General features: G+C 36.3%; 23 protein-coding genes. 8 read left to right on the top strand and 15 right to left on the bottom strand.

The genetic code is table 11. The features are described from left to right. The first annotated feature begins 3 nt into the window (after positions 1-3). From WFN33_RS17660 to WFN33_RS17650, 3 genes are all read left to right on the top strand, one after another. Positions 4-759, top strand: coding sequence for a biotin--[acetyl-CoA-carboxylase] ligase (locus WFN33_RS17660; protein ID WP_336954334.1), 756 nt, complete (start codon positions 4-6; stop codon positions 757-759). Positions 760-1,373: 614 nt separating this feature from the next. Then, complete coding sequence (locus tag WFN33_RS17655) at positions 1,374-2,105, top strand: type III pantothenate kinase (RefSeq protein ID WP_004724053.1); 732 nt, start codon at positions 1,374-1,376, stop codon at positions 2,103-2,105. A gap of 82 nt (positions 2,106-2,187) precedes the next feature. After that, positions 2,188-2,859 (top strand): toxin-antitoxin system YwqK family antitoxin, encoded by a 672-nt coding sequence (locus WFN33_RS17650; protein ID WP_336954333.1) that lies wholly within the window; start codon positions 2,188-2,190, stop codon positions 2,857-2,859. Positions 2,860-2,882: 23 nt separating this feature from the next. On the opposite strand, the gene WFN33_RS17645 is transcribed toward WFN33_RS17650, so the two are convergent. Next, a complete protein-coding gene (locus tag WFN33_RS17645; protein WP_336954332.1) occupies positions 2,883-3,476 on the bottom strand; it encodes an RBBP9/YdeN family alpha/beta hydrolase in 594 nt (197 codons plus the stop codon). A gap of 136 nt (positions 3,477-3,612) precedes the next feature. Beyond that, positions 3,613-5,019, bottom strand: coding sequence for a signal recognition particle protein (ffh, locus tag WFN33_RS17640; protein ID WP_004817818.1), 1,407 nt, complete (start codon positions 5,017-5,019; stop codon positions 3,613-3,615). A gap of 145 nt (positions 5,020-5,164) precedes the next feature. Between ffh and WFN33_RS17635 the strand changes: the two genes are divergently transcribed. Further along, positions 5,165-5,974 carry a cytochrome C assembly family protein gene (locus WFN33_RS17635; RefSeq protein WP_336954330.1) on the top strand — a complete coding sequence of 270 codons (810 nt, stop codon included), beginning with the start codon at positions 5,165-5,167 and terminating at the stop codon, positions 5,972-5,974. A gap of 612 nt (positions 5,975-6,586) precedes the next feature. Further along, the gene (locus WFN33_RS17630; RefSeq protein WP_336954328.1) at positions 6,587-7,522 is read left to right on the top strand and encodes a tRNA dihydrouridine synthase; all 936 of its coding nucleotides are present in this window, start codon (positions 6,587-6,589) and stop codon (positions 7,520-7,522) included. On the opposite strand, the gene WFN33_RS17625 is transcribed toward WFN33_RS17630, so the two are convergent. The 8 genes from WFN33_RS17625 to WFN33_RS17590 form a co-directional block, all read right to left on the bottom strand. Further along, positions 7,519-7,878 (bottom strand): SseB family protein, encoded by a 360-nt coding sequence (locus WFN33_RS17625; protein WP_004817824.1) that lies wholly within the window; start codon positions 7,876-7,878, stop codon positions 7,519-7,521. The genes WFN33_RS17630 and WFN33_RS17625 overlap by 4 nt on opposite strands. A gap of 283 nt (positions 7,879-8,161) precedes the next feature. Next, on the bottom strand, positions 8,162-8,869 hold the full coding sequence (locus tag WFN33_RS17620; protein WP_336954327.1) for a hypothetical protein: 708 nt from the start codon (positions 8,867-8,869) through the stop codon (positions 8,162-8,164). Next, a complete protein-coding gene (locus WFN33_RS17615; protein WP_336954326.1) occupies positions 8,847-9,554 on the bottom strand; it encodes a hypothetical protein in 708 nt (235 codons plus the stop codon). Before WFN33_RS17615 ends, WFN33_RS17620 begins: the two co-directional genes overlap by 23 nt. A gap of 66 nt (positions 9,555-9,620) precedes the next feature. Beyond that, a complete protein-coding gene (locus WFN33_RS17610; protein ID WP_335954537.1) occupies positions 9,621-10,304 on the bottom strand; it encodes a hypothetical protein in 684 nt (227 codons plus the stop codon). Positions 10,305-10,311: 7 nt separating this feature from the next. Beyond that, positions 10,312-11,754, bottom strand: coding sequence for a hypothetical protein (locus WFN33_RS17605; RefSeq protein ID WP_336954325.1), 1,443 nt, complete (start codon positions 11,752-11,754; stop codon positions 10,312-10,314). Position 11,755: 1 nt separating this feature from the next. Further along, positions 11,756-12,361, bottom strand: a complete 606-nt coding sequence (locus WFN33_RS17600) for a hypothetical protein (protein ID WP_336954324.1) — start codon at positions 12,359-12,361, stop codon at positions 11,756-11,758. After that, positions 12,361-12,909 (bottom strand): DUF4123 domain-containing protein, encoded by a 549-nt coding sequence (locus WFN33_RS17595; RefSeq protein WP_336954323.1) that lies wholly within the window; start codon positions 12,907-12,909, stop codon positions 12,361-12,363. Before WFN33_RS17595 ends, WFN33_RS17600 begins: the two co-directional genes overlap by 1 nt. Position 12,910: 1 nt before the next feature. Continuing rightward, entirely contained in the window at positions 12,911-15,547 is a 2,637-nt protein-coding gene (locus tag WFN33_RS17590) for a type VI secretion system Vgr family protein (RefSeq protein ID WP_336954322.1), read from the bottom strand. A 426-nt stretch (positions 15,548-15,973) separates the two neighbouring features. Here WFN33_RS17590 and WFN33_RS17585 point away from each other — a divergent pair, with 426 nt between their 5' ends. Both WFN33_RS17585 and WFN33_RS17580 read left to right on the top strand, forming a co-directional pair. After that, positions 15,974-16,240: a hypothetical protein gene (locus tag WFN33_RS17585; protein ID WP_336954321.1), complete on the top strand. Its 267-nt coding sequence runs from the start codon at positions 15,974-15,976 to the stop codon at positions 16,238-16,240. A 7-nt stretch (positions 16,241-16,247) separates the two neighbouring features. Further along, complete coding sequence (locus WFN33_RS17580; RefSeq protein ID WP_336954396.1) at positions 16,248-17,111, top strand: patatin-like phospholipase family protein; 864 nt, start codon at positions 16,248-16,250, stop codon at positions 17,109-17,111. 19 nt (positions 17,112-17,130) lie between these two features. Here the strand turns inward: WFN33_RS17580 and WFN33_RS17575 are convergent, their stop codons facing one another. The 5 genes from WFN33_RS17575 to WFN33_RS17555 form a co-directional block, all read right to left on the bottom strand. Further along, positions 17,131-17,508 (bottom strand): hypothetical protein, encoded by a 378-nt coding sequence (locus WFN33_RS17575; protein WP_336954320.1) that lies wholly within the window; start codon positions 17,506-17,508, stop codon positions 17,131-17,133. After that, positions 17,509-18,192 carry a hypothetical protein gene (locus WFN33_RS17570; RefSeq protein WP_336954319.1) on the bottom strand — a complete coding sequence of 228 codons (684 nt, stop codon included), beginning with the start codon at positions 18,190-18,192 and terminating at the stop codon, positions 17,509-17,511. Beyond that, positions 18,189-18,848, bottom strand: coding sequence for an HAD family hydrolase (locus WFN33_RS17565; RefSeq protein ID WP_336954318.1), 660 nt, complete (start codon positions 18,846-18,848; stop codon positions 18,189-18,191). The genes WFN33_RS17570 and WFN33_RS17565 overlap by 4 nt, the downstream gene beginning before the upstream one ends. A 76-nt stretch (positions 18,849-18,924) precedes the next feature. Next, complete coding sequence (locus WFN33_RS17560; protein ID WP_336954317.1) at positions 18,925-19,833, bottom strand: pyridoxal-phosphate dependent enzyme; 909 nt, start codon at positions 19,831-19,833, stop codon at positions 18,925-18,927. A gap of 63 nt (positions 19,834-19,896) precedes the next feature. After that, positions 19,897-20,328, bottom strand: a complete 432-nt coding sequence (locus WFN33_RS17555; protein ID WP_336954315.1) for a GNAT family N-acetyltransferase — start codon at positions 20,326-20,328, stop codon at positions 19,897-19,899. Positions 20,329-20,442: 114 nt separating this feature from the next. On the opposite strand from WFN33_RS17555, the gene WFN33_RS17550 reads away from it, so the two are divergent. After that, on the top strand, positions 20,443-21,129 hold the full coding sequence (locus tag WFN33_RS17550; protein WP_336954314.1) for a hypothetical protein: 687 nt from the start codon (positions 20,443-20,445) through the stop codon (positions 21,127-21,129). Positions 21,130-21,154: the final 25 nt, after the last annotated feature.

The following is a 21,154-nucleotide window of genomic DNA, read 5'->3' as shown; positions in this document are numbered from 1 at the left end:
AACATGGATTTAGAGACTCGTCATCTTAGACAACTTCTTACACAAGCAAATGAGCTCCCTGAAGTGCTGCTTTTAAAGCAGACTACAGCATCGACCAATGATGATGTGCGTGAAATTGCGCTCAGCGGCGTCAAGACAGTTTTGGTCTGTAGTGAAACTCAGACTCAAGGACGAGGTCAGCACCAACGGGAATGGGTTTCGCCAATTGGTAATATTTATTTAAGCACATTGCTTGAAACACGAACACCCTTAGATGGGCGTTTAGCATTGGAAATTGCTTTAAATATCTTACAAATGCCAACACTTAAGAATTTACCAGAATTACAAATTAAATGGCCCAATGACCTATATAGCCCTCAAGGAAAATGGGGCGGAATTTTGGTTGAGCCCATTTCACCACATCAAGCCATTGTTGGAATCGGGATCAACTTATTTCCGATCCCTAAAGAAAATGTGACTCAACAAGCTACCTCGCTAATGCAATTAGGCCTACAATTTCCAAATCGAATCCAAATCATTGCAGAAATGTATTTGGCAATTCAACAAGCCGGACAATGGTTTGATCATGGTTGCTATAACCTCTCAGCACGATTTAATCACTATGCTGCCTTTATGGATCAGCAGGTTTATTTTGAACAAATTCAAAATTCAATTGAAGGTATTTTCAAAGGGATTTCTGATGATGGTGCACTGAATTTATTGACGGCTCAAGGTTTAGTCAATGTCTATCAGGGGCGTTTACGCTTAGCTGAAGCATAAATAACGAGGTGATCTGTTTTCTAAAATGAGATGGATTGATCAGATGTATCGTGAAAAAGTGATCGGCAATTAGGGGCTGTTGACATTTCATAAATGGCTTGCGTTGTAGGTTAAAATTGAGCAGGCAAGGCATGAAACGGAGAGAATAGCGAAACTATTTTCGAGTTTCATAACGAAGGCTGAGATAATTTTAGCCACAACCCTGAGCAAGAACAAAGCACTGCTTTGTTTGCAGCGCAAGGCGCAGCGGGGGACTAGCGTGTTTTTTGCCGCTACGTTGTTACGAACTACTGATTTAGAATAACTAAATTTCGTATTTCGCGCCTAGTATCGCCTAAAAAACACACGTAGTCGCAAACATAGACGAATTATCAACAGACCCTATTTAAAACAGGGCTTTTTTCGCTATACATTTCGCTATATATTGCGCAGTAATCGTATTGATCCAAAGATCATAGCAAACAGTTACTAACAGTACGGAACAACGTTCAGCAAAATGAACCGCAGGTTATTTGCCCTATTTGATTGATCAGATTGAGAGGCTCTCTAAGTCGTTCAATATTTTCAAATAAAATAATTATGCAGATTGTGTTCAGTTTCAATTAGGCAAAATCATGAAAGCACTTTGGTTAGATATAGGAAATACCCGTCTAAAATATTGGATTACTGAAAATAATCAAATTATCCAACAGGCAGCAGAATTACATCTCCAATCCCCTGCGGATCTGCTACTGGGTTTAATTCAACATTTTCGTGGTTTAGGCTTAGACAAAATTGGAATCTCCTCAGTCCAAGATAAAAAGAACAACGAACGCATTGTCCAGATTTTAAAATTACTCGATATTCCGGTGACTTTTGCCAAAGTGCATGCTGAATATGCAGGATTACGTTGTGGCTATGACCATATAGAACAACTTGGAATCGATCGTTGGTTACAAGTTTTGGCCGTGGCGAAAGCTGATGATGACTTGTGTGTGATTAGCTGTGGTACAGCTTTAACAATTGATTTAACCCAAGGCTTACAACATTTAGGCGGTTATATTCTGCCTAACCTCTATTTACAACGCGATTCTTTAATTCAAAAAACCAAAGGTATTAAAATTCCAGATGCGGCTTTTTCAGAGCTGAGTCCTGGTCGGAATACCATAGATGCAGTACATCATGGCATTTTCTTAGGGCTGTTAAGCACCATTGAAAAAGTGCTTGAGCAACAACCACGCAAGCTTATTTTAACAGGCGGTGATGCCAATCTATTTGCACAATTTCTTGAGAAATATCAACCAAGAATTGAATCAGATTTATTACTTAAAGGCTTACAGTTCTATATAGATCGACAAACCGCTTAAACCCAAATACAATTTAATGGAAGATCAGCAATCTTCCATTTTTAATAAATACAACCATAAACACGATAAAAGAGCAATCATTATGAAAACGATACCCTTACTGCTTAGTGCCTGTTTAATGAGCTTCACAATGGTGGGGTGTACCAGTTTACAAACTACGCACTCATCTTCAACAACCATGGCAACAACTGAACCCGTTATTGCTTACTTTGCTCCAGATGCAGGTGAAGAAGCCTGTGACTGCGGTTTAATCATGGATCAGGGTTATTCACTCACACCCGTAGAAAATGGATATTTCAGAAAATTATTAGGTCGTGATAAAGATGGCCGTTTCTTAGTTCAGGACTTCTATCAAAATAGTCGTAAAAAACAATCTGATCCCTTTTGGATTAAAGCCCCTCAAGGCTTAAATAGCTTTGATAGTAAATATGTCGATGGTGAAGTTGTGGGCTATTTTGAAAATGGAAAAGTCAGCTTTAAATCGACCAGCCAAGACCAGAGATTAGTTGGAAAAACTGAAACGTACTATTCAAATGGTCAACTTGGGCTACAGGAAGAATATCTTGATGCTCAGCCCATCGTTCAAAAGGTATGGTATGAAGATGGCAAACCTGCAGCAGAACTAAAATTAAGCCCAAGTGAAGATTATTCGATTCTAGACAGTAAAGTTTGGGATCAACAAGGCAATTTGATTCAAAATGAGCAACGCGCTCAGGAGATTCTTGACGAGCTTTATCAAAAACTAAATCAATAAAACAAAAGCAAATCGAGATAAATCTAGTATACGACTTGAGTGCGAGATTGAGATTCAGGTTGTAATAAAACCGCTAACTTTTCCCAAAGTACGTTTAAGCGAGTATATCCCTCAGCTGCCATAAAATGCCCAGCATCTTTCACTTCAATCATTTGTGAATTCAGAGAATAACCCTGTTGAATACTGATCGGTGCTGGAACAAAAGGATCATTGTTGGAGAAAAAGACAAAACGATTGAGAATATTCATTCTTAACAATGCATCGTCAACCTCGGCTTGTTGTAAAAATGAATTAAGTTCAGGTACAACGGATAAATTTTTACTAAATCCTGCTACTAAAAACAAAGCACCTAATTTTCGGCCCAATATTTCACTTGAAAGGAAATCCAGAGTGGCAATACCACCTAAGCCATGTGCCACAATGATGGTATCTTCATTGAGTGACTTAATTTGCTGAGTAATATTATGCTTCCACACCTCATAGCGAGGTTGTTCTGCATGTTCTAGATGAATAATTTCACATGTATGCCCTATAGCCAATACTTGCTGCTTCAACCAAGGATACCAATGTTGTTCAGGGGAGTCTTTATAACCGTGTACGATAAATACTTTTTTCATAAATAGACTACTTATCAATTATTGTTTAAATCATATTCAAATAATGTGCTTAGAATATCTAAACAACCAATAAAAGTATGTTATTTTTATTTAACAAAAAAGCGCCCGAAGGCGCTTTTTATAAAATAAATGAGGCTTATTTTTTATCATTATTACCAAACAATGGTCCCATACCGCCACCACCGCCAAACTGTTTTTGCATCCCGCCCAATGAGCGCATCATTTTTGCCATACCCGATGGATTGGCAAATTTCTTCATCATTTTCGCCATTTGCGCATGTTGTTTGATCAGTTTATTGACTTCAACTACATCCATACCACAGCCTGCTGCGATACGCTTTTTACGGCTCGGATTCATTAAGTCTGGATTACGACGTTCTTTGATGGTCATCGATTGAATAATCGCTTCCATCTTTTTCACTTGCTTTTCAGGATTTGCTTGCGCAATCGCATCTTGAATGCCTGAATTGCTCATGCCAGGCAACTTATCCAAGAAGCCCATCATACCGCCCATTTTATTCATTTGTTCAAATTGCATCAGCATGTCTTCAAAGTTGAAGCTCCCACCCTTTTGCAATTTTTTCGCCATTTTTTCGGCTTTTTCTTTGTCGATTTTACGTTCAACTTCTTCGACTAAAGAAAGTACGTCACCCATACCTAAGATACGTTGTGCAACACGCTCAGGATGGAATGGCTCTAAGGCATCGAGTTTTTCACCCATACCTAAAAATTTAATTGGCTTACCAGTAATTGCACGTACCGAAAGCGCCGCACCACCACGTGCATCACCATCGGTTTTGGTGAGGATAACACCCGTTAATGGTAATGCATCATTAAAGGCTTTGGCAGTATTTGCCGCATCCTGACCTGTCATTGCATCAACAACAAATAGGGTTTCGGTTGGGCCAATTGCGGCGTGTAATGCTTTGATTTCGTCCATCATGTCATCATCAACATGCAAACGACCTGCCGTATCGACAATCAAAACATCATTAAAGTTAATTTTGGCTTGACCAATTGCACGTTGTGCAATTTTAATCGGATCTTCAGAAGCATCCGATTCAATAAAATCAACACCCACTTCAGCAGCAACTGTTTGCAGTTGCTTGATCGCAGCTGGACGGTAAACATCGGCAGAAACCATCGCCACTTTTTTCTTTTGACGCTCTTTTAAGAAACGTCCAAGTTTTGCAGCTGTCGTGGTTTTACCGGCACCTTGTAAACCTGCGAGAAGAATCACAACAGGAGGTTTTGCAGCTAAGTCTAGACTTTCGTTTGCCTCACCCATCATTTTGGTGAGTTCGTCATACACAATTTTAACGAAAGCTTGACCTGGTGAAAGCTGAGTCATGACTTCTTGACCCAATGCTTCTTCCTTAACTTTCGCAATAAACTCACGAGTTACAGGCAAAGCAACATCGGCTTCAAGAAGTGCCATACGCACTTCACGTAAGGTATCTTTAATATTATCTTCGGTTAGCTGCCCAGAGCCAGTAACATTTCTGAGACTCTGCGTGAGTCGTTCTGTTAAGGTATCAAACATTGCAAAATCCGCTTAAAATAGCTAGTAGCAAAAAAAATCTTTCTTAAAATAGAAAATTTATGCTCAAGATGCTATAGGATACTGTAGTTCACATGGAATTTATATCTTATAACATGAATATTCATCATCCTGAAAAAGGTTTGACATGATTAGCCTCCCCTTGGTTTATACGATTTTAGCATTAATTGCCTATACCTCTTCATTTTGGTATTTGTTCATGCACTTAATGGCTAAACGTTCCGCAAACCCATGGTTTATTGGCATCATGTCAGGTTTAGGGCTGATATTACATGCAAGTGTACTGCATAACGACATACTTACACCACTAGGGATTAATTACGACGTCTTTAACTTGATGTCTTTTACCTCGGCGTTAATGTTGGTTCTAAGTATGCTTTATAGTACCTATCGTCCTGTTATTTCACTAAATTTGATTGGCATTCCGGTTGCAGCCTTTGGTCTGATTTTAGGATTTTGTTTTAGTAAACCAGATCAATTTATTGAACAGCATTCTATCGGTTTAGACATCCATATCATTCTGTCTTTATCTGCTTATGCCGTTTTACTCATGGCAACCATACAAGCCGTTTTGATTTGGTTTCAAAACCGCGAACTCAAAAAGAAACAAAAAAAACGTATTTGGGTCAACTTCTTACCATCATATCAAGCCATGGAATCCTTACTTTTTGATATGCTCATTACTGGTTTTGTTTTATTAACTGTCGCTTTATCTTTTGGTTTCTTTACCATTGATGACTTCTTTGCACAGCACCTAGCACATAAGACTGTGTTTAGTATTGTGTCTTGGTTTGTTTACGGTGCGTTGTTAATTGGTCACTATAAGTTTGGCTGGCGTGGTCAGAAAGCCATTCGCTTTACCATGATTGGATTCTTTTTATTGGCAGTTGGCTTTATTGGTTCTAAATTTGTTTTGGAAATGATTTTGCATCGTTGATAAACGCAGCACTGAACAAAAATGGGCAGTATTTTGTATTCTTACTATAAGTATATTAATACAGAAGCAGAAGAAATTGTTTTATATGAGTTAGATCTGGAATATTACTGCCTTAGATCAATTCTGGTGACAGCTTAACTCAGCATCCAATACAAATTTAAACATAGAACAAGCGCATTTTCTCTTAGCTGAAAGAAGTTTTTCTGACGTTTTAGACGAAATTATTCCCATTGAAAATGTTAAGTTTTTAAATTTTTGGAATCAATCGATCTCTAAATATTTAAGTGATTGGATGAATTAACGAACAAATTTTACATTGGGCAAAACATTGAAACCGAGATCTTGTGTTTCTACCCTCAAAGGGTGATCGTTAAATAAGGCAAAGGATTTCATAGTTTAGCCAATGAGAAGGATTGTGAATCACATTTAGGTTCTAAAAACATGTATACACAGCAAAAAACTCGACTTTATATAGAGGTTTCGATAATGAAAATTTATGGATCAACTTTTCAATAACACTCCATTTAGCACTGATCTAGAATATATTTGCATCAGTAGACATCTCCTACAAAAATGCGTATAACGCTGTTTTCATCTCATCAGGTAACAATCGTGAAACTTATACTCGCCCCAATGGAAGGCTTAACCGACCCTATCATGCGTGACGTTCTCACACATGTCGGTAGCTTTGACTGGTGCGTGACTGAGTTTATCCGTGTAACGGATTCGGTCTTACCTGACCATGTTTACCATAGCTATTGTCCAGAACTAAACAATCAAGGCAAAACAGCTGCTGGCACACCAGTACATGTTCAGTTTTTAGGAAATAATCCTGTAATGCTCGCAGCCAATGCGGTACGCGCTGCTGAATTAGGTGCTCCTGCAATCGATATGAATTTTGGTTGTCCTGCTAAAACAGTAAACCGTCATAGAGGTGGTTCAGTACTTCTCGATGAGCCTGAGGTTGTACATGAGTTGGTCAAGGCTGTACGTGATGCAGTACCCAAACATATTCCTGTATCTGCAAAAATGCGTTTAGGTTATATGGACCGAAATTTTACCCTTGAAAATGCGCATGCCATTGAAGATGCTGGCGCAGCTTGGGTCACTGTCCATGCTCGGACCAAAGCTGATGGGTACACCCCTCCAGCATTTTGGGATCAGCTACAGCCGATTCGTGAAGCACTCAAGATCAATGTGATTGCCAATGGTGAAATCTGGACCAATGCTGATGCGAAGCAATGCCAACTTGAATCAGGTTGCCAAGATTTGATGATTGGTCGTGGTGCTGTGACTACACCAGATCTCACACAATGTATTCGTAAAAATACAGATGAACCACTTATCACTTGGTCTGAACTATTAAATTTACAAATTCGTTTTTTAAATGGTCCATATAAAAAAGAGCTGAACATGGTCGGCCGTTATAAACAATGGATTGGGATGATGTCTAAGCATTACCCCGAAGCCAAAGCCTTATGGGATGAAATCAAACGGTTGAAAAAAATTGATGAAGTGCTGGAGAAATTGAATCCTGCACATTTTTAAATTGCTTCATCAATCTCTAAAATTGCTTTAATTTCTTCAGGTTGAAATTCTTTTGATAATTCAGAAGTTGGATTCAATACCAATGTTGCCCCCTGAGTCATTTCAAAAAACTGCCGTGTATTTAAAGTGATATATTCAGCATCGACTCCAATATCATTTTGAATGGTTTCTAGCTCTATGAAGAATGGTATTGCTTGATCACCTTCGGGTGTTTCTAGAATACGGAATTGAATTTTTTTATGCTGATCTTGTGTTCCCAAACAATAAATATCCGATGCTAAAAGCAGATCGATAAAATCAGGGATCAATTCGTAGTTTTCTTGGGTGTTGATAAAGAGTTGTTGTAAATTTTGCATGTTGTTGATTGTCTATTTTTGGTGCCATTAATATAGCTTATTCACGGTAGATATGGAATTGATCTGAGTGCTCAATTGGATATCCTTAAGCCTCGAATTTCAAATTATCAAGATTTAAGTTATTGAATTTAAATTATTATAAAAGCTTTAATCTCGTTTAGGAAACTATATTCATAAAGCATCTACTGCTGAGGGGATACGAAATCACCATCACTATTAGTTTTTCTATAATCACCACAGGATGCCGGAAAAGGGACTAAGCAAAAAATACAAACAAAGAATTTCACAAATTGCATTTTTGAGGAATTCCTTTACTTTGGTAAATATTGAAATAAGTATTATTCTTTGTGAGTTCAGTATTTAATTCTAACCAATAATCCTTAACATTTACTCTCGTCGTCACTAAAAATTCACAATACTCATTCACATTATTTTTTATATTTAAAATATGTTGCTTCATGAGTGAAACATACACCTCTTTTGATTTCCTCTCATCAATCACATTCAGAGCAGAAATAAAACTTGTGGGAACAATCGGATCTGTATTCATTTTTTTAAATCTTTTCCCATTGTATTCAACACTTAACCCTAGACGAATGCTTTTGAGTTGATTAAATTTAGAGTTCGTTGCATAAATCTCAGAAAAGAGATCAGATGTTTGACTGCTATTATTAAAAAAATAAATTTTCTTGGTCGTCAAACCATAGGATAGCACTTCATAGCGTTTACTATGCGAGACTGTATCCCTATTGATATAACCTATTTTTTCAAGGTTCTTTATTATTTCGCCTAAATCTACAGACATTGCTTTTAAATTAAGCTGGTTTACTGGTGCAAATCTTGAGTAATTTATTTCAGAAGATAACGCTGATATTTCTTTATCTTCAAAATTAAAAATTCGATTTTCTACATTCGCTCCAAAACTATAGGATGTCAAAGAAAAACATATCAGGAATACAGTTTTAAATTTAATAATATAATGATTTTTCATAATTTTTATCTGTCATTTTTGTATAGTATACAGTATAAGCAAAACTATTGACTTGACCTTTGCTTACAAACCATTCAGGTTCAGATTCCAAGATAATATGTACACCATTAAAATTCTTTTCAGAAATAACCTTTCTGTACTGATCCCCACCTTGACATCGCCCTTTAGTTAAAAAATTTTCTATGAAGTTATCAAGACTGCTTTTATCTAAAGCTACTGAATTTATTAAAAAAATTTGATCAGAAATTGATTGATCGATATTTTTATGGATATTTTCATCAAATGGAACGAAATTATCACTAGCATAATAATTTGTATTTGGACCTTGTCCTGTAGTTCGTACTTCTAATGTAGACATATGATGATAATTATCTTCAAAATTTTCATTGTGAACTATTCCATTATCAAAACCTTGAGTAGCAGATAATCGATCTATAACTTTTAACTTCAAATAATTTGAATTCATTTCCTTATATTTGCTATATATTTTTTTAAAATTATAGTCCAAATACAAATCATGATTAACAACAAATAAATTAATATCTCTCGATATTTCCTTTACGTCACTTCGAGTATCGCTTTTCTTAGTTTTGTTATTTATCTGGCATAGATGATCTAATGGCTCATTAGGAGCACATGCAAATAGAAAAAAAGAATATATAAAAATAGTTAAAATTTTCCTCATAACTTATTAAGCCTTATCAAAGGTATAAAATTTTTATATGATTTTCAATATCATAGATATAAAACACTAATATATTGATGTCTCATATTTTTTATCCGTTTTCTTTGTAAAATAAATAAAAAAATTCAAACTATTATATTTCCTATTTTTAATTTGTTTTCCATCAGCTTCCAAAACAATGTGCATATCATTTACATTCCATTCTTCTACTTCAGGTTCATTTGAATTACTACATTTTAGTTTTTTTATAAAAGTACTAACTTTACTATTCAAATCTACCCCACCCACTTTATCACCACTTACCACATAAATCTGATCTTTAACCATAGATACAATTTCTTCTTCTAATTGCTCACTATAAGGAACATAGTTATCACTACTAAAAAACATATGATTACCCTTTAAATTACTATTAGCTGAAAGACGAGAAATGTAATCAAAATTCCTCTTCACATTATTATTAACAGTACCATCACTAAAACCTACTTCAGGAGAAAGACTATCTAGAACTTTCAATACTAAATAATGACTATTTAACTCAAAATATCTTTTAACAATTTCATTTTGATCATAATTTAAATAAATTTTATTATTTTCAACAAATGATGATATATCTCTAGCTACTCGAACATCATAGCCATTTTCATTTTTTATATTTTCACTATTTTTTAAACTACAATTATCCTTATTTGAGTCAAATGAGCAAGCAGACAGACTTAAAATTACTACTAATAAAATCAAAAATTTCATAATATCTTTATCCATTGTAATCTAAGCTTCTATCGTTACGCATAAGTAACCATTGATGCCTAAATAAAGCTATTTGATTACCTTTATAAAGCGATTTTTTAGGTGGATCTTCATCAGTATCCTCATAATCCATAAAATTATCGGTAAAACCTTTATGAAAACAATATGGTATATCTTTCCCATTTTGGAATACATGGGATAATCCAAAGCTATGAACTATTTCATGAACTACAGTCTCCAATTCAGTTGCTCCATGATGATAAATAACAACTGAGTTCCCCCATACTTTTTTCCTATTAGATCCTGCTTCAGGTGCAAAAATAGCACTACCTTTTCTATTAAAAATTTGACCATTTTTGGTATATGAACATTGTGTATTTGTAAAAAAAACATATGTAACATCATTAGAATCAGAATTTATTAAACCATTAACTTTTGCATATTTCTGAAATAAAAAGATTAAATCGTGCTTAAATTCATCATCTAAAGTATTGTTAATTATACTATTACCTAAACTGTTTTTCGTTTGATTTACATAATATTTATTATAAAATCCTTCCAAGTCCCATGTTTTATTTTTATCTAACATGTCCTTTATATTAAAAATTGTATCTCTTACTATTTTAGGTCGTATAAGTGCTTGATTAAAAGATTCATATTTTAAACTATATTCCAATCCTGTACCTGTAGGCCGTTGAACTTTATTTTGATTAAAACTAACATCAATAAAGCATATTTTAGCTATTGGAACTTTATCATTTGCAAAAACGCTCATTTGCCCAACTTCAAAAATATTATTCCCTTTTATTGCTTTTACACTAATTAGAGCACCTTTAGTTGTTGCTCCTTCACAAGATATTCTAATTGCATTTTTAGTACTGTAACTCCACCTAGACTGATCTACCAAATCTGTTTTTTTCCTATTTTTTATGAAAAAAGAAATTGGTAACTCCAGACGATTACTTTTTTCATTACCAGTTGATGTAGAAATTTTTATACATTTTTCATTAGTTTCAAATATTATTTTTGTACCATCATCTTGTAGAGGTACTTCATCATCCCCGACAACTTGGTGAAGTTCAATAGATAATAGTGCACCATCTACATTAATTTTAGAACTTGCATTTTTATCTTTTACCTTAGTTGCAAAAATTGCTAAATGAGATGGGATGTACTCTATACCCCAAGGGGTTATTTTCCGTGTACCATCTATATATACTTTCTTTAAACCACTAATGTAATTTTTATTAATTAACGCAGGCTGCATTTTTCTATTTATTTCAAAAACAGGGAATATGTACTCATCTCTTAACCAATCAAATCCAAACTCTCCCTTATATTCTTTTGTTCTTTTTTGAAAATTATAGGGTCTCCGAAAATGAACTGTAAACTTCCTTAAACACGTTGCACATGAAGCACCCGCTGTAGGACTTGCACCACCAACACCCATCTTAAATCTCCAAATTAATCAAATTTTTTATAAAAACGTTATGATGAAATTCTTTTCCCAATACATACTCTTTATATGATTGGATATCATTGGAATAATTTTCTTGAAGTGAACCCAATAAATCTTTTTGTTTTAAAAACTCTATTTTTTCTGGATAAATAATTGAAAGATTTTCTTGAAGATTAGAATAGCTAAGACTCTTATTTAACTGCTCAATTGCTTTTAAAACAAATTTAAAATCATGTCCTAAAACTACACTTTTATAGCTTTCCAAAAGTGTATAAAAAGCATCTACATAAGATACTTGCTCCGCAATATTGTTATGCTGCATTTCATTTTGGAGCCAAAGATATTGCGGATCATTTGCATAATCTATTCCCAAATAAACATGGCTCTTCACCATATATTTGAGTGTATAAATTTGATTGATGCCTTTTTCAACATATAGATTGATCAGGCTTTGGACAGGTTCTAATAGCTGATCAAATTGCCCATTCAGTTTAAGGGCTGGGTTTTCTTTTATAATTTCATAGACAAGGTCATATAAAAATTCTTTATTTTGCTCAACATCTAATTCATATAATTTTTCTTGGCTGAGTATGAACATTATGCATTCTCCAATACCATTAATTGATTAGAATCTACATCCTGATAATTTCGAATTGAAATAATCCATTTTGTAATACCCTCAAAAAACTCATCTTCTTGTTGATCTGTCAGTATTTTATGAATTTTTTTAACAATTCTTGGATCAAACCATCTAAATAATTTTTGTGTACCATCAGGAAATTCTACTGTGAGATAGCGTTTCATTTTTTTAACAAACTGAGCCAAATCCAATGAACTGAATACCAGATTTAAAGCCTGTTCGTCTTTCCATGTTTGATGAATAAAGCTAAATCCATCTTCTTCGAGCGCCTCTAAATCATTGATTAAGACAAGTACAGGGGCAACTTCAAAAGGTGCATTGCCCTCCGTTGTACCTGAAAATAATGAATAAAACTCTAACCTTGCGTCATTTCGCCATGTATTGATAAAGTGCAAAGTTTGATCTGAAACTTGCGCCGCATCCAAGATTAAATACATGTTCAAATCATATCGATCATCTTCGATACAACTTTTTATATTTTTAAATGGAACAATTTTTCTTTTCATTTTATTTATCAACAAATGCCATTCCAAACTTTGCTGCATCCAACAAACAAGGCTTACAGATATTTTCATAGAATGATGGAAGTGAATAATCGACTTTTGCTCCACCAATAAAACTATGTTGCCCTGCCTTCACTTCGAACTTAGCAGCCGTGGTCACAAATACACCTGAACCATTAATTTTTAATTGAGAGCCACCAGATGTGATAATAATTTCTTTGAGACTCTTGAGCTCAATCATCTCTTCAGTCGAAATAATTTGAATACCTTTACGTGCAATCAAATCCGCACCATCGCCTTGTGCTTGGATCTCAACCTTACCTTTCCCAGCAAAAAGTCTTGCACCTTCTTGTGCCGCAAAAAGACTGATCTTTGATTGTGCATGTGCAACTAAATTCTTTTGCGTACTCAGGTTGATACTGTCACCTGCGGTATAACTGATTTGTTTATCCGCAGAAAGATGTAAGTCTTCATTACTTGCCAATGCGATTGAATTCGGTGCAGCTAAAATAATCAAAGCTTGTTTAAATGCATCCGCTTTGTCTTTTTCACCTTTTTCGATTTGATCAAGAAATTGCTTGAGATTTTCCAATACATCTAGTGGATCAGTTTGCTGATTCTTGGCAACTTCACTTAGGGCCTTGGAATTATTTAGGCTGCTTTCTAACTGACTTTTCGCCGCAGTTGCATCAAGGTGATTGCCTGAAGCTGAATCTTGAGCATAGGTACTCAGTAGTAGGCCTTGCCCAGCTCGTAACGCTCCCCATTGGTCTGTTCTTAGTTCAAAGCCTTCGCCTCGTCCTTCACTGGTATCAGTTTCTTTAGGATGGCTCAGATTACCGAGATTGAGTTGACTCGTACCGTGACTGCTTTGTAGCTGGCTGCTAATTTGGTCTGTGGTATCGTCAAATCTAAGCTGGCCATAGCCACTGCCTTTAACTTCTCGACTTTTGATCCCTGCTAGTTTTTTAGTATCAGGCAATTGGCCTTTGTCATCAAATTTCGTTGGATTTCGTTGTGCTTCATGAATACGCCCCACCACAAATGGTCGGTCAATATTGCCATCAAAGAAATCTATCACGACAATCTCGCCGATCCTCGGTAAGAATCTCGCACCATAGCCTTCACCTGCCCACGGGGTCAGTACATCCACCCAAGCGGAATCGGTGTCGTTGTCATTGCTCCCTGCACCACCATCATGACTGTGGTCTTCATTTCGGGTAAATAGGAAGCGAACTTTAATACGTCCCCATTCATCCACATGAATTTCTTCTCCACTTGGCCCAACCACTTTGGCACGTTGTGGATGGGTACTTGGACGGTGTTGTAGTGGGTGGTATTCAGGAACAGTGGTGATATTACGGCGTTGTAGTACCAATTGATTGGCTTGGCGTTCTGGGTTGTTTGAGTCTACATTTGAATTGACCCAATTGCTTTGTTGGAGCAAGCGATTGATTTGTTCATTCAGATCTTTGGGTAAATTGTTCTGGTTATAGAATGTCTTTGACGTGATCAGAAATTCTTTGTCTGAGCCATTGTGTTGGTCTATTTCTGGGTGTTCGTTTAACTCAAACCAATACCCCACTTGCGCATCACGTACAGTAGAGTTGGCTATAAATTGTTTGGATTGAGCATCATAATAATGGCTCAGGTTTTGGTTAATCTTTTCAATCTGATTGTTATTTGAAGCGGTTGCTTGATCTTCACCATTCAGGTCTTGAATCCATGCTGGACTGATATGCCAAGCTTGTTCTAAACCAAGACTGGCATTGTTTTGGTTTTGGCTATGTTGATGTTTACTTTGAACACTGCCTGCACCCTCTTCTTGCTCTAACACATCTGCTTGCCAGCGTTGTACATGGACAGCAGTGGGTTGTAAGCTGCGTTGTCCAATAAAGCTGGTGATGCTGTCTTGTTGTTCTGTGGCACTGCTACGTTGGAAACGAATTTTTCTTCGTTCTAGCGCTTTGTATTCGTTATTATCATCCACCAAACGCAGTTTTTGTGGTTGAATTTGAGTCGCAGAACTAGGCACAATCAATTGCGCCTCATCAATCAGCCAGTTGATCCCCTCACTGCGCATCAAGCGGGTTAAAAATGCATAGTCACTTTCATTGCTCTGCATAATGAATGGTCGGATATCGTAGTCTTTTTTAAGACCACTTTTATCGAGGCTTAGACTGGAGGCAAAGAGTGGGCTTTTGTCTTGCCATTCTTTAAACAGCGCTTCTATGACTTGAACAACCGACTTATTCATAAACACTCGGCTGTTACGACGTTTATGCCACAGTGAAGTGGCATCTTCGAGTTTGAGTTTATATAGCGTCAGTGCACCATCACTTTGCCCTTGTGCTGCTTCGGTAATCACCCCTGTGCTACGAAACAGTTGTCCATGATCTGTGACTTGATCGATGGCCACTTGGCTACCAATGAATTGTTTAAGCGGAATCACAGCCGAAGTGGCAAGGCAAATCAGTTCAATAGACACGCCTTGGTTCAGACCATGTTGTCCATCGATGCGTTGTAAGAAGACTTGAGCAGTCAAATCAGGATTGCTAAATTGGATATGCAAGGCTCGTTTTTGTGCGTTTAGTCCAAGCTGATCCAATATTTTATAAATGCTATTTACTAAGCTGTTCATTTTAATAATTTATTCATTTTAATTGCCTCTATTATAAATTAATTCTAAAATTTTTCTATTTAAAAAAACAATTTCTTTACTAAAAATACTTAAATTCAAATAGATTTTTTGATTAATTGTTGAAAAATTAAATAAATAATCTTACTAAAATTGCAGTTTAAATATTCACATATTTCTAATAAATCAACATTATTTATTTCCACAAACACCTAAAATCAAGTTCAAAATAATCTTGTTTATATGCTTGATTTCAATTTTAATCTCAGCCTGCTTGTTATGTCTGATATGTATTCATATGCTGATCAATCCATGTTGTGTTTATATACATAGGCCTCATTTAATTTATGTCTTTTATAGCAATGCCAACTTTACTACTGCTTTATGTTATAAAATAGCTACACATTTCATTCTTTTAGGAATTTTCCTATGAACGATGTTAAGTCTCCCAGAAAACCGTTGTGGAAATCTAAAGCCGTGATTTTCGCAACAATCTTTAGCTGTCTATTCCTTGTATTCTTCTATATGGCTGTAACCAATGAACCAGATTATATGCCGAGTCAGCAAAATAAGCAGATAGCGAAGCCTCAGACTGAGAATAGCGATACAGCACCTTCACATGACACACAGCAAATGTCGAATGATGAAATGAAAAACATGCCACACACCTCAGCTCAGCCAGAACATGCGAACTAAACAATCTATGATCAATGATTCACGTAATGCGCTTGTCGTAGAGGGTGGCGGTATGCGTGGGGCTTTTACCTGCGGTGTACTTGACGCTTTCCTACAACAAAATTTTAACCCTTTTGATCTTTTTGTTGGAGTGTCTTCTGGTTCAACAAATCTCGCCAATTACCTTGCTCGACAACAAGGTCGCAATATCGAACTCTATTTAGACCACTCGCTTCGACCTGAATTTATTCGTTATGCTCGCTTTTTTAAAGGTGGGGATTTACTGGATATGCAGTGGATGTGGAATATTGTCGAGAAAGAGAATCCTCTAGATCGACAGGCCTTATTTAGTCAAAATCCTGACTTTTATATGGTGTTGACTCATGCTCGTACAGGTTATCCTGAATATTTACGTGCTGGGAAAGACAATATTATTGATGGCTTACGTGCTTCTAGTTCTATTCCCTATCTAACACGACAGGCTGTAGAAATCTTTGGAGAGCCTTATTTTGATGGTGGTGTCGCAGATGCCCTCCCTGTTCAATGGGCAGCGCAACAAGCAAATATTCAAAATCTCTTGGTGATTCGTACGCGTACACAAAATTACTTTAAAGCGAGCAGTAAAGCAGATCAATTCTTTGCAAAATATTTGCTTAATCAACATACTGGCTTTGCAGATAGTCTGAAAAACCGTTGTACTCGTTATAACCAAACAGTCGATTTTATCCGCCAAAATACTCAACAAAGAATTTTGGAAATCTGCCCACCTGACAATAAAAAGTTAGCAGGCCGTTTATGTAAAGATAAACGCAAATTGCAATATACCTATGAAGTTGGCTTAGAAAGCGGACAAAAAGCTATAGAAGACTGGAGCAACACACACAAAGGCTAAAAGCGAAGTTCCCCACAAATTAGTTTTTTAGCTTGTATTGCGTGACATATCTTTCTTGTGGAAAAGCATCCTGAGTGATGCTTTCTACTTGTACAACTTGCCCTTTGACTAAACTGATCAAAGGTGGCTGTTCAATCGTAATCCGCATGCGTTGATTGACCAGTGATTGACATCCACTGTCAGCTCTTCCATTCTTTTCAGCTTTTAATATTTTGATATACATCGTCAATTTACTTTTTTCAAACTCACCTTGTGGCCCATTGATTGCCATCGTCATGGTTGAGGTTTCTTCTAAGACTTTAACCGTTAAGAGACATTTATTGAGATAAGATGCCCAGGTCAAATTGGGCACAATAAGACCCATCATCAAAAAAATACCGAGTATTGCACTTTTCATTTACTGATCCTTTTTCCAAAACTTCCATGACTTTTCAGGGCAAGTATAAAGTTTGTCAGAAATAGGGATTTGATCATTGGTTTTGAGATCAAATACTTGAAATTGGCATTGGTTATTTTGATATTTACCTAAAATTTCATAATCGTGTCCAGCCTGTGGTCTGAACGAAGCAACAGCATCCACACATTGATCAAAAACTTGTGCTTTTGTCCGAGATGAATCAGTCGCTCCAAATACAAAACCATATAAATTCACAGGTTGGTCTGCATTTAAAATAAACTCTTTATAAGAGATCAGTTGGTAAGTTCGCATAGCATTGCTTTCAGCTTCTTTCTGAATCGCACTACGAGGCATCCCTTCTTCGATATTAAAGGTGATTCTGGCATACGCTTTTAGCGCAGATAATGCACCATTTCCACTTAAGTAATCCCGTATCCCAGCTTTTCTTCCTGCACAATCAAATGAATGTTGAATTAAAGTTTTTGTCGCACCCTTTCGATAGACCCGAATCCGTGACTGTGTCGCTGGATCATAAGTTTTTGGCTTTGTTTCTACCTGCAACTCATAGGCTAACGGTTGTTGTTTATCTGTTTCGGCTTGTGCAAATACACTGAATTGAGATACAACTCCAAATAAAAATAAAACCTGAAACTTTACCATGCCGTGCTTATATAATCTTTTCATTTTATTTTTAAAATACTAAGTATGTCTTGAAAAGACTTTACACGATGATCGGCCTGTGTCGATGTTTCTTTTTGTTGAGGATCAAATAAGATCGTTTTCATACCCAACGCTTTTGCACCGCGAATGTCTGCTATCTCATGATCGCCAACAAAAATGCAGTGCTGAGGAATAACACCGAGCTGCTGACATGCCAATTGGAAAATTTCTGGATGAGGCTTTCGCAGTCCAACAGCTTCTGACACAATCACACTCGAAAAATACTCACTTAAACCTAAGGCTTTGAAATTATCTTCCTGAAAAGGTGTCTTTCCATTAGAAATTAATCCAAGAGAAAAATTTGCCTTAAATAAGCTATAAATAACCAGATCAACATTGCTAAAGCTTCGACAAAATTTATTAAAGTCTAGAATATAATTCTCTAATAGCGCTTGTGTCGAATAGTTAGATATTTGAAACTCTTGAATAAGTTGAGCATACACCTGATCTTTCCATACAGAACCATTGTTATCCAGCTCCATAAAGCGCCGAATAAATTGTGGTTTCTGTTGTATCTCAACCAGCTCGAAGAAATTTACCTGCCAATTTAAAAAAGCCTTTAGGGAGGAGGTGCGATCAAGTAAGGTTTGATCTAAATCAAAAAGTATAACTTGAATCATCTCACCATCCTCTAAATCGAAAAGACTTGCTAAAGGATCAATAGATTATAATCATTGATTATCTATTCAATCCGATCTATCCATTGAATGCTTGTAGTGTTTCTAGGGTAATCCCTGCGCCACCACATACAATCACCAAGACCTGATCAGCGGGTTTAAATTGAATCGTCTGATCATAAAGCACTGATAACGTTGCACCACATGCCGGCTCAACCAAAATACGATGATCATCCACAAATTTTAAACAAGCATCTACAGTGTCTTGATCTGAAACTACCAAACTACGAACTTCAAGTTCTTGGCCCACTTCAAATGCATTTTGACAAACTTTTTTTGCTGCAAGTGTTGTTGCTATACCACTCACTTGATCCAATTCAACATGTTGCTTAGCGACAATCGAAGCATGTAAGGATGCTGTACCTTGGGTTTCAACCGCATAAATTGGAATATGGGCTAAACCATGTTTCTTTAATCCTGCTGCAACACCTGAAAGTAAACTTCCGCCACCCACAGATAAGACCACTGCATCTGGAGTAACCCCTTCTGCAATGACTTCATCAATCATCGGGATAATACCTTCCCATAACAGTGGATGATCAAAAGGATGAATAAATACATCATGCTGTGTTAATAAGGACTGCGCTAAAGCATTGGCTTCAGTCCATGAAGCGCCATGTACAATAACCTCTGCCCCTTGCTGGGCAATTAATTCTCTCGCACGTTGTGCTGTGGTTTCAGGAACAACGACGGTCACTGGAACACCCAGTTGTCGACCTGTATAAGCAACAGCTAAGCCTGCATTGCCACCCGATGAACTGATAAAACGCTGGGCACCTTGTTCAAAATATTTCTGACAGGCATGGCTAATACTTCGTTGTTTAAATGATGCCGACGGTTGTAAGGCTTCCATTTTTAACCACACCTGACATTGATTCAGTTGGCTTAAAACTAAAGATTGTATTAACGGGGTTTTTATACTGAGCATGGGCAAATCGATTCTCTTGGTTTATTTCAATCTTGGCTTATTTCAATGTTGGTTTATTACAATTCATTCATTTTTTAAACTTAATCCCATATCGATATGTGGAATCTCACAATCTAAATATTCTTCACCTTGTACCTGAAAGCCTAAGTTTTCATAAAAGCGTATTGCATAGACTTGAGCAGATAATTGAAGAAATGCTCTATTTTGCTGTTTTGCAACTTGAATAATCTGTTGCATGAGCAGTTTACCAATCCCCTCACCTCGATATTGTTGCAACACAGCAACTCGACCAATACTGTTATTTTCCAATAACCGCGCTGTAGCAATGGCTTGATCTTGCGCATATACAACAAAATGCAATGAAATGGCATCCTGCTCATCCCATTCATCTGCTTCACTGATGTTTTGTTCTTCGATAAAAACCATGCTTCGAATCAATTTCGCATCATGTTGAAGCTGGCTCCACGGCCCAGATTGAATGACAAATTGGCTCATTATTTAAATCCTAATGGTTGAGAAATTGATCCTTCATTCTTGCAATTATGCTAATGTAATGCACAGTGACAATACGCTCACTTCCACCAACTTAACTAAACTTGTAGAATAATTATGTTTCTAAATCATAAATTTAAAGTATTTATTTATAGCGCAATTTTACTGACGACTCAAAGTATTTATGCAAAAACATCCGAGCTAGATCGTGTGAATATTATCACAAAAAGCATGATTGGATTATTTTCTCAAGACCCAAATCAAGATCAGCTTAATTTAAAAATGAGTGCCGCAATTGCAGGTATCTCAGAAGCTGAAGCTAAAAAAAACCGCGATGAAAGTGGCGAAAAACAAGCCACTGCATCTGAAAAGATGAAGGAAATACTTAAAGAACAATTTAATGCCAACGATTTTAAAATTGTTGCGCCAGCATTTGAACGCCAAATGAAAGCTCAAAGTGCTGCATATCAGAGCTGTAAACAGGATGGTAAAATTATTGAAAATAGTCAAAGTTTTCAAGTACCGTTAACCTGCAAAGTCCCTGTGCTTAATTTAGACAATGTTCAAATGCCTGAACGTGGTAACAAAGAAAGTGATGCGCAATTTGCAGCTAAAGCAACAGACTTTTTGACAGAACTACTGATTAAAGCCCCAACAGAAACATTAAAAACCAGTATCTTGATTCATAAAATGGGTGAACAATTGATTCCAGAAATGGATGATCCGCAATATTTTCCAGATACGATCTCTCAAAAAACCACGGGCTCAAGCGAAGCTGAGCTTGATGAAATGAATCAGCAATAAAATAATTTATCTAAATGGTACCAAG

The organism is Acinetobacter sp. AS167 (genome assembly GCF_037152175.1).
Classification (GTDB): Bacteria; Pseudomonadota; Gammaproteobacteria; order Pseudomonadales; family Moraxellaceae; genus Acinetobacter.
The sequence above is the reverse complement of the archived record's forward strand: the minus strand, read 5'-3'. Positions and strand labels throughout refer to the sequence as shown.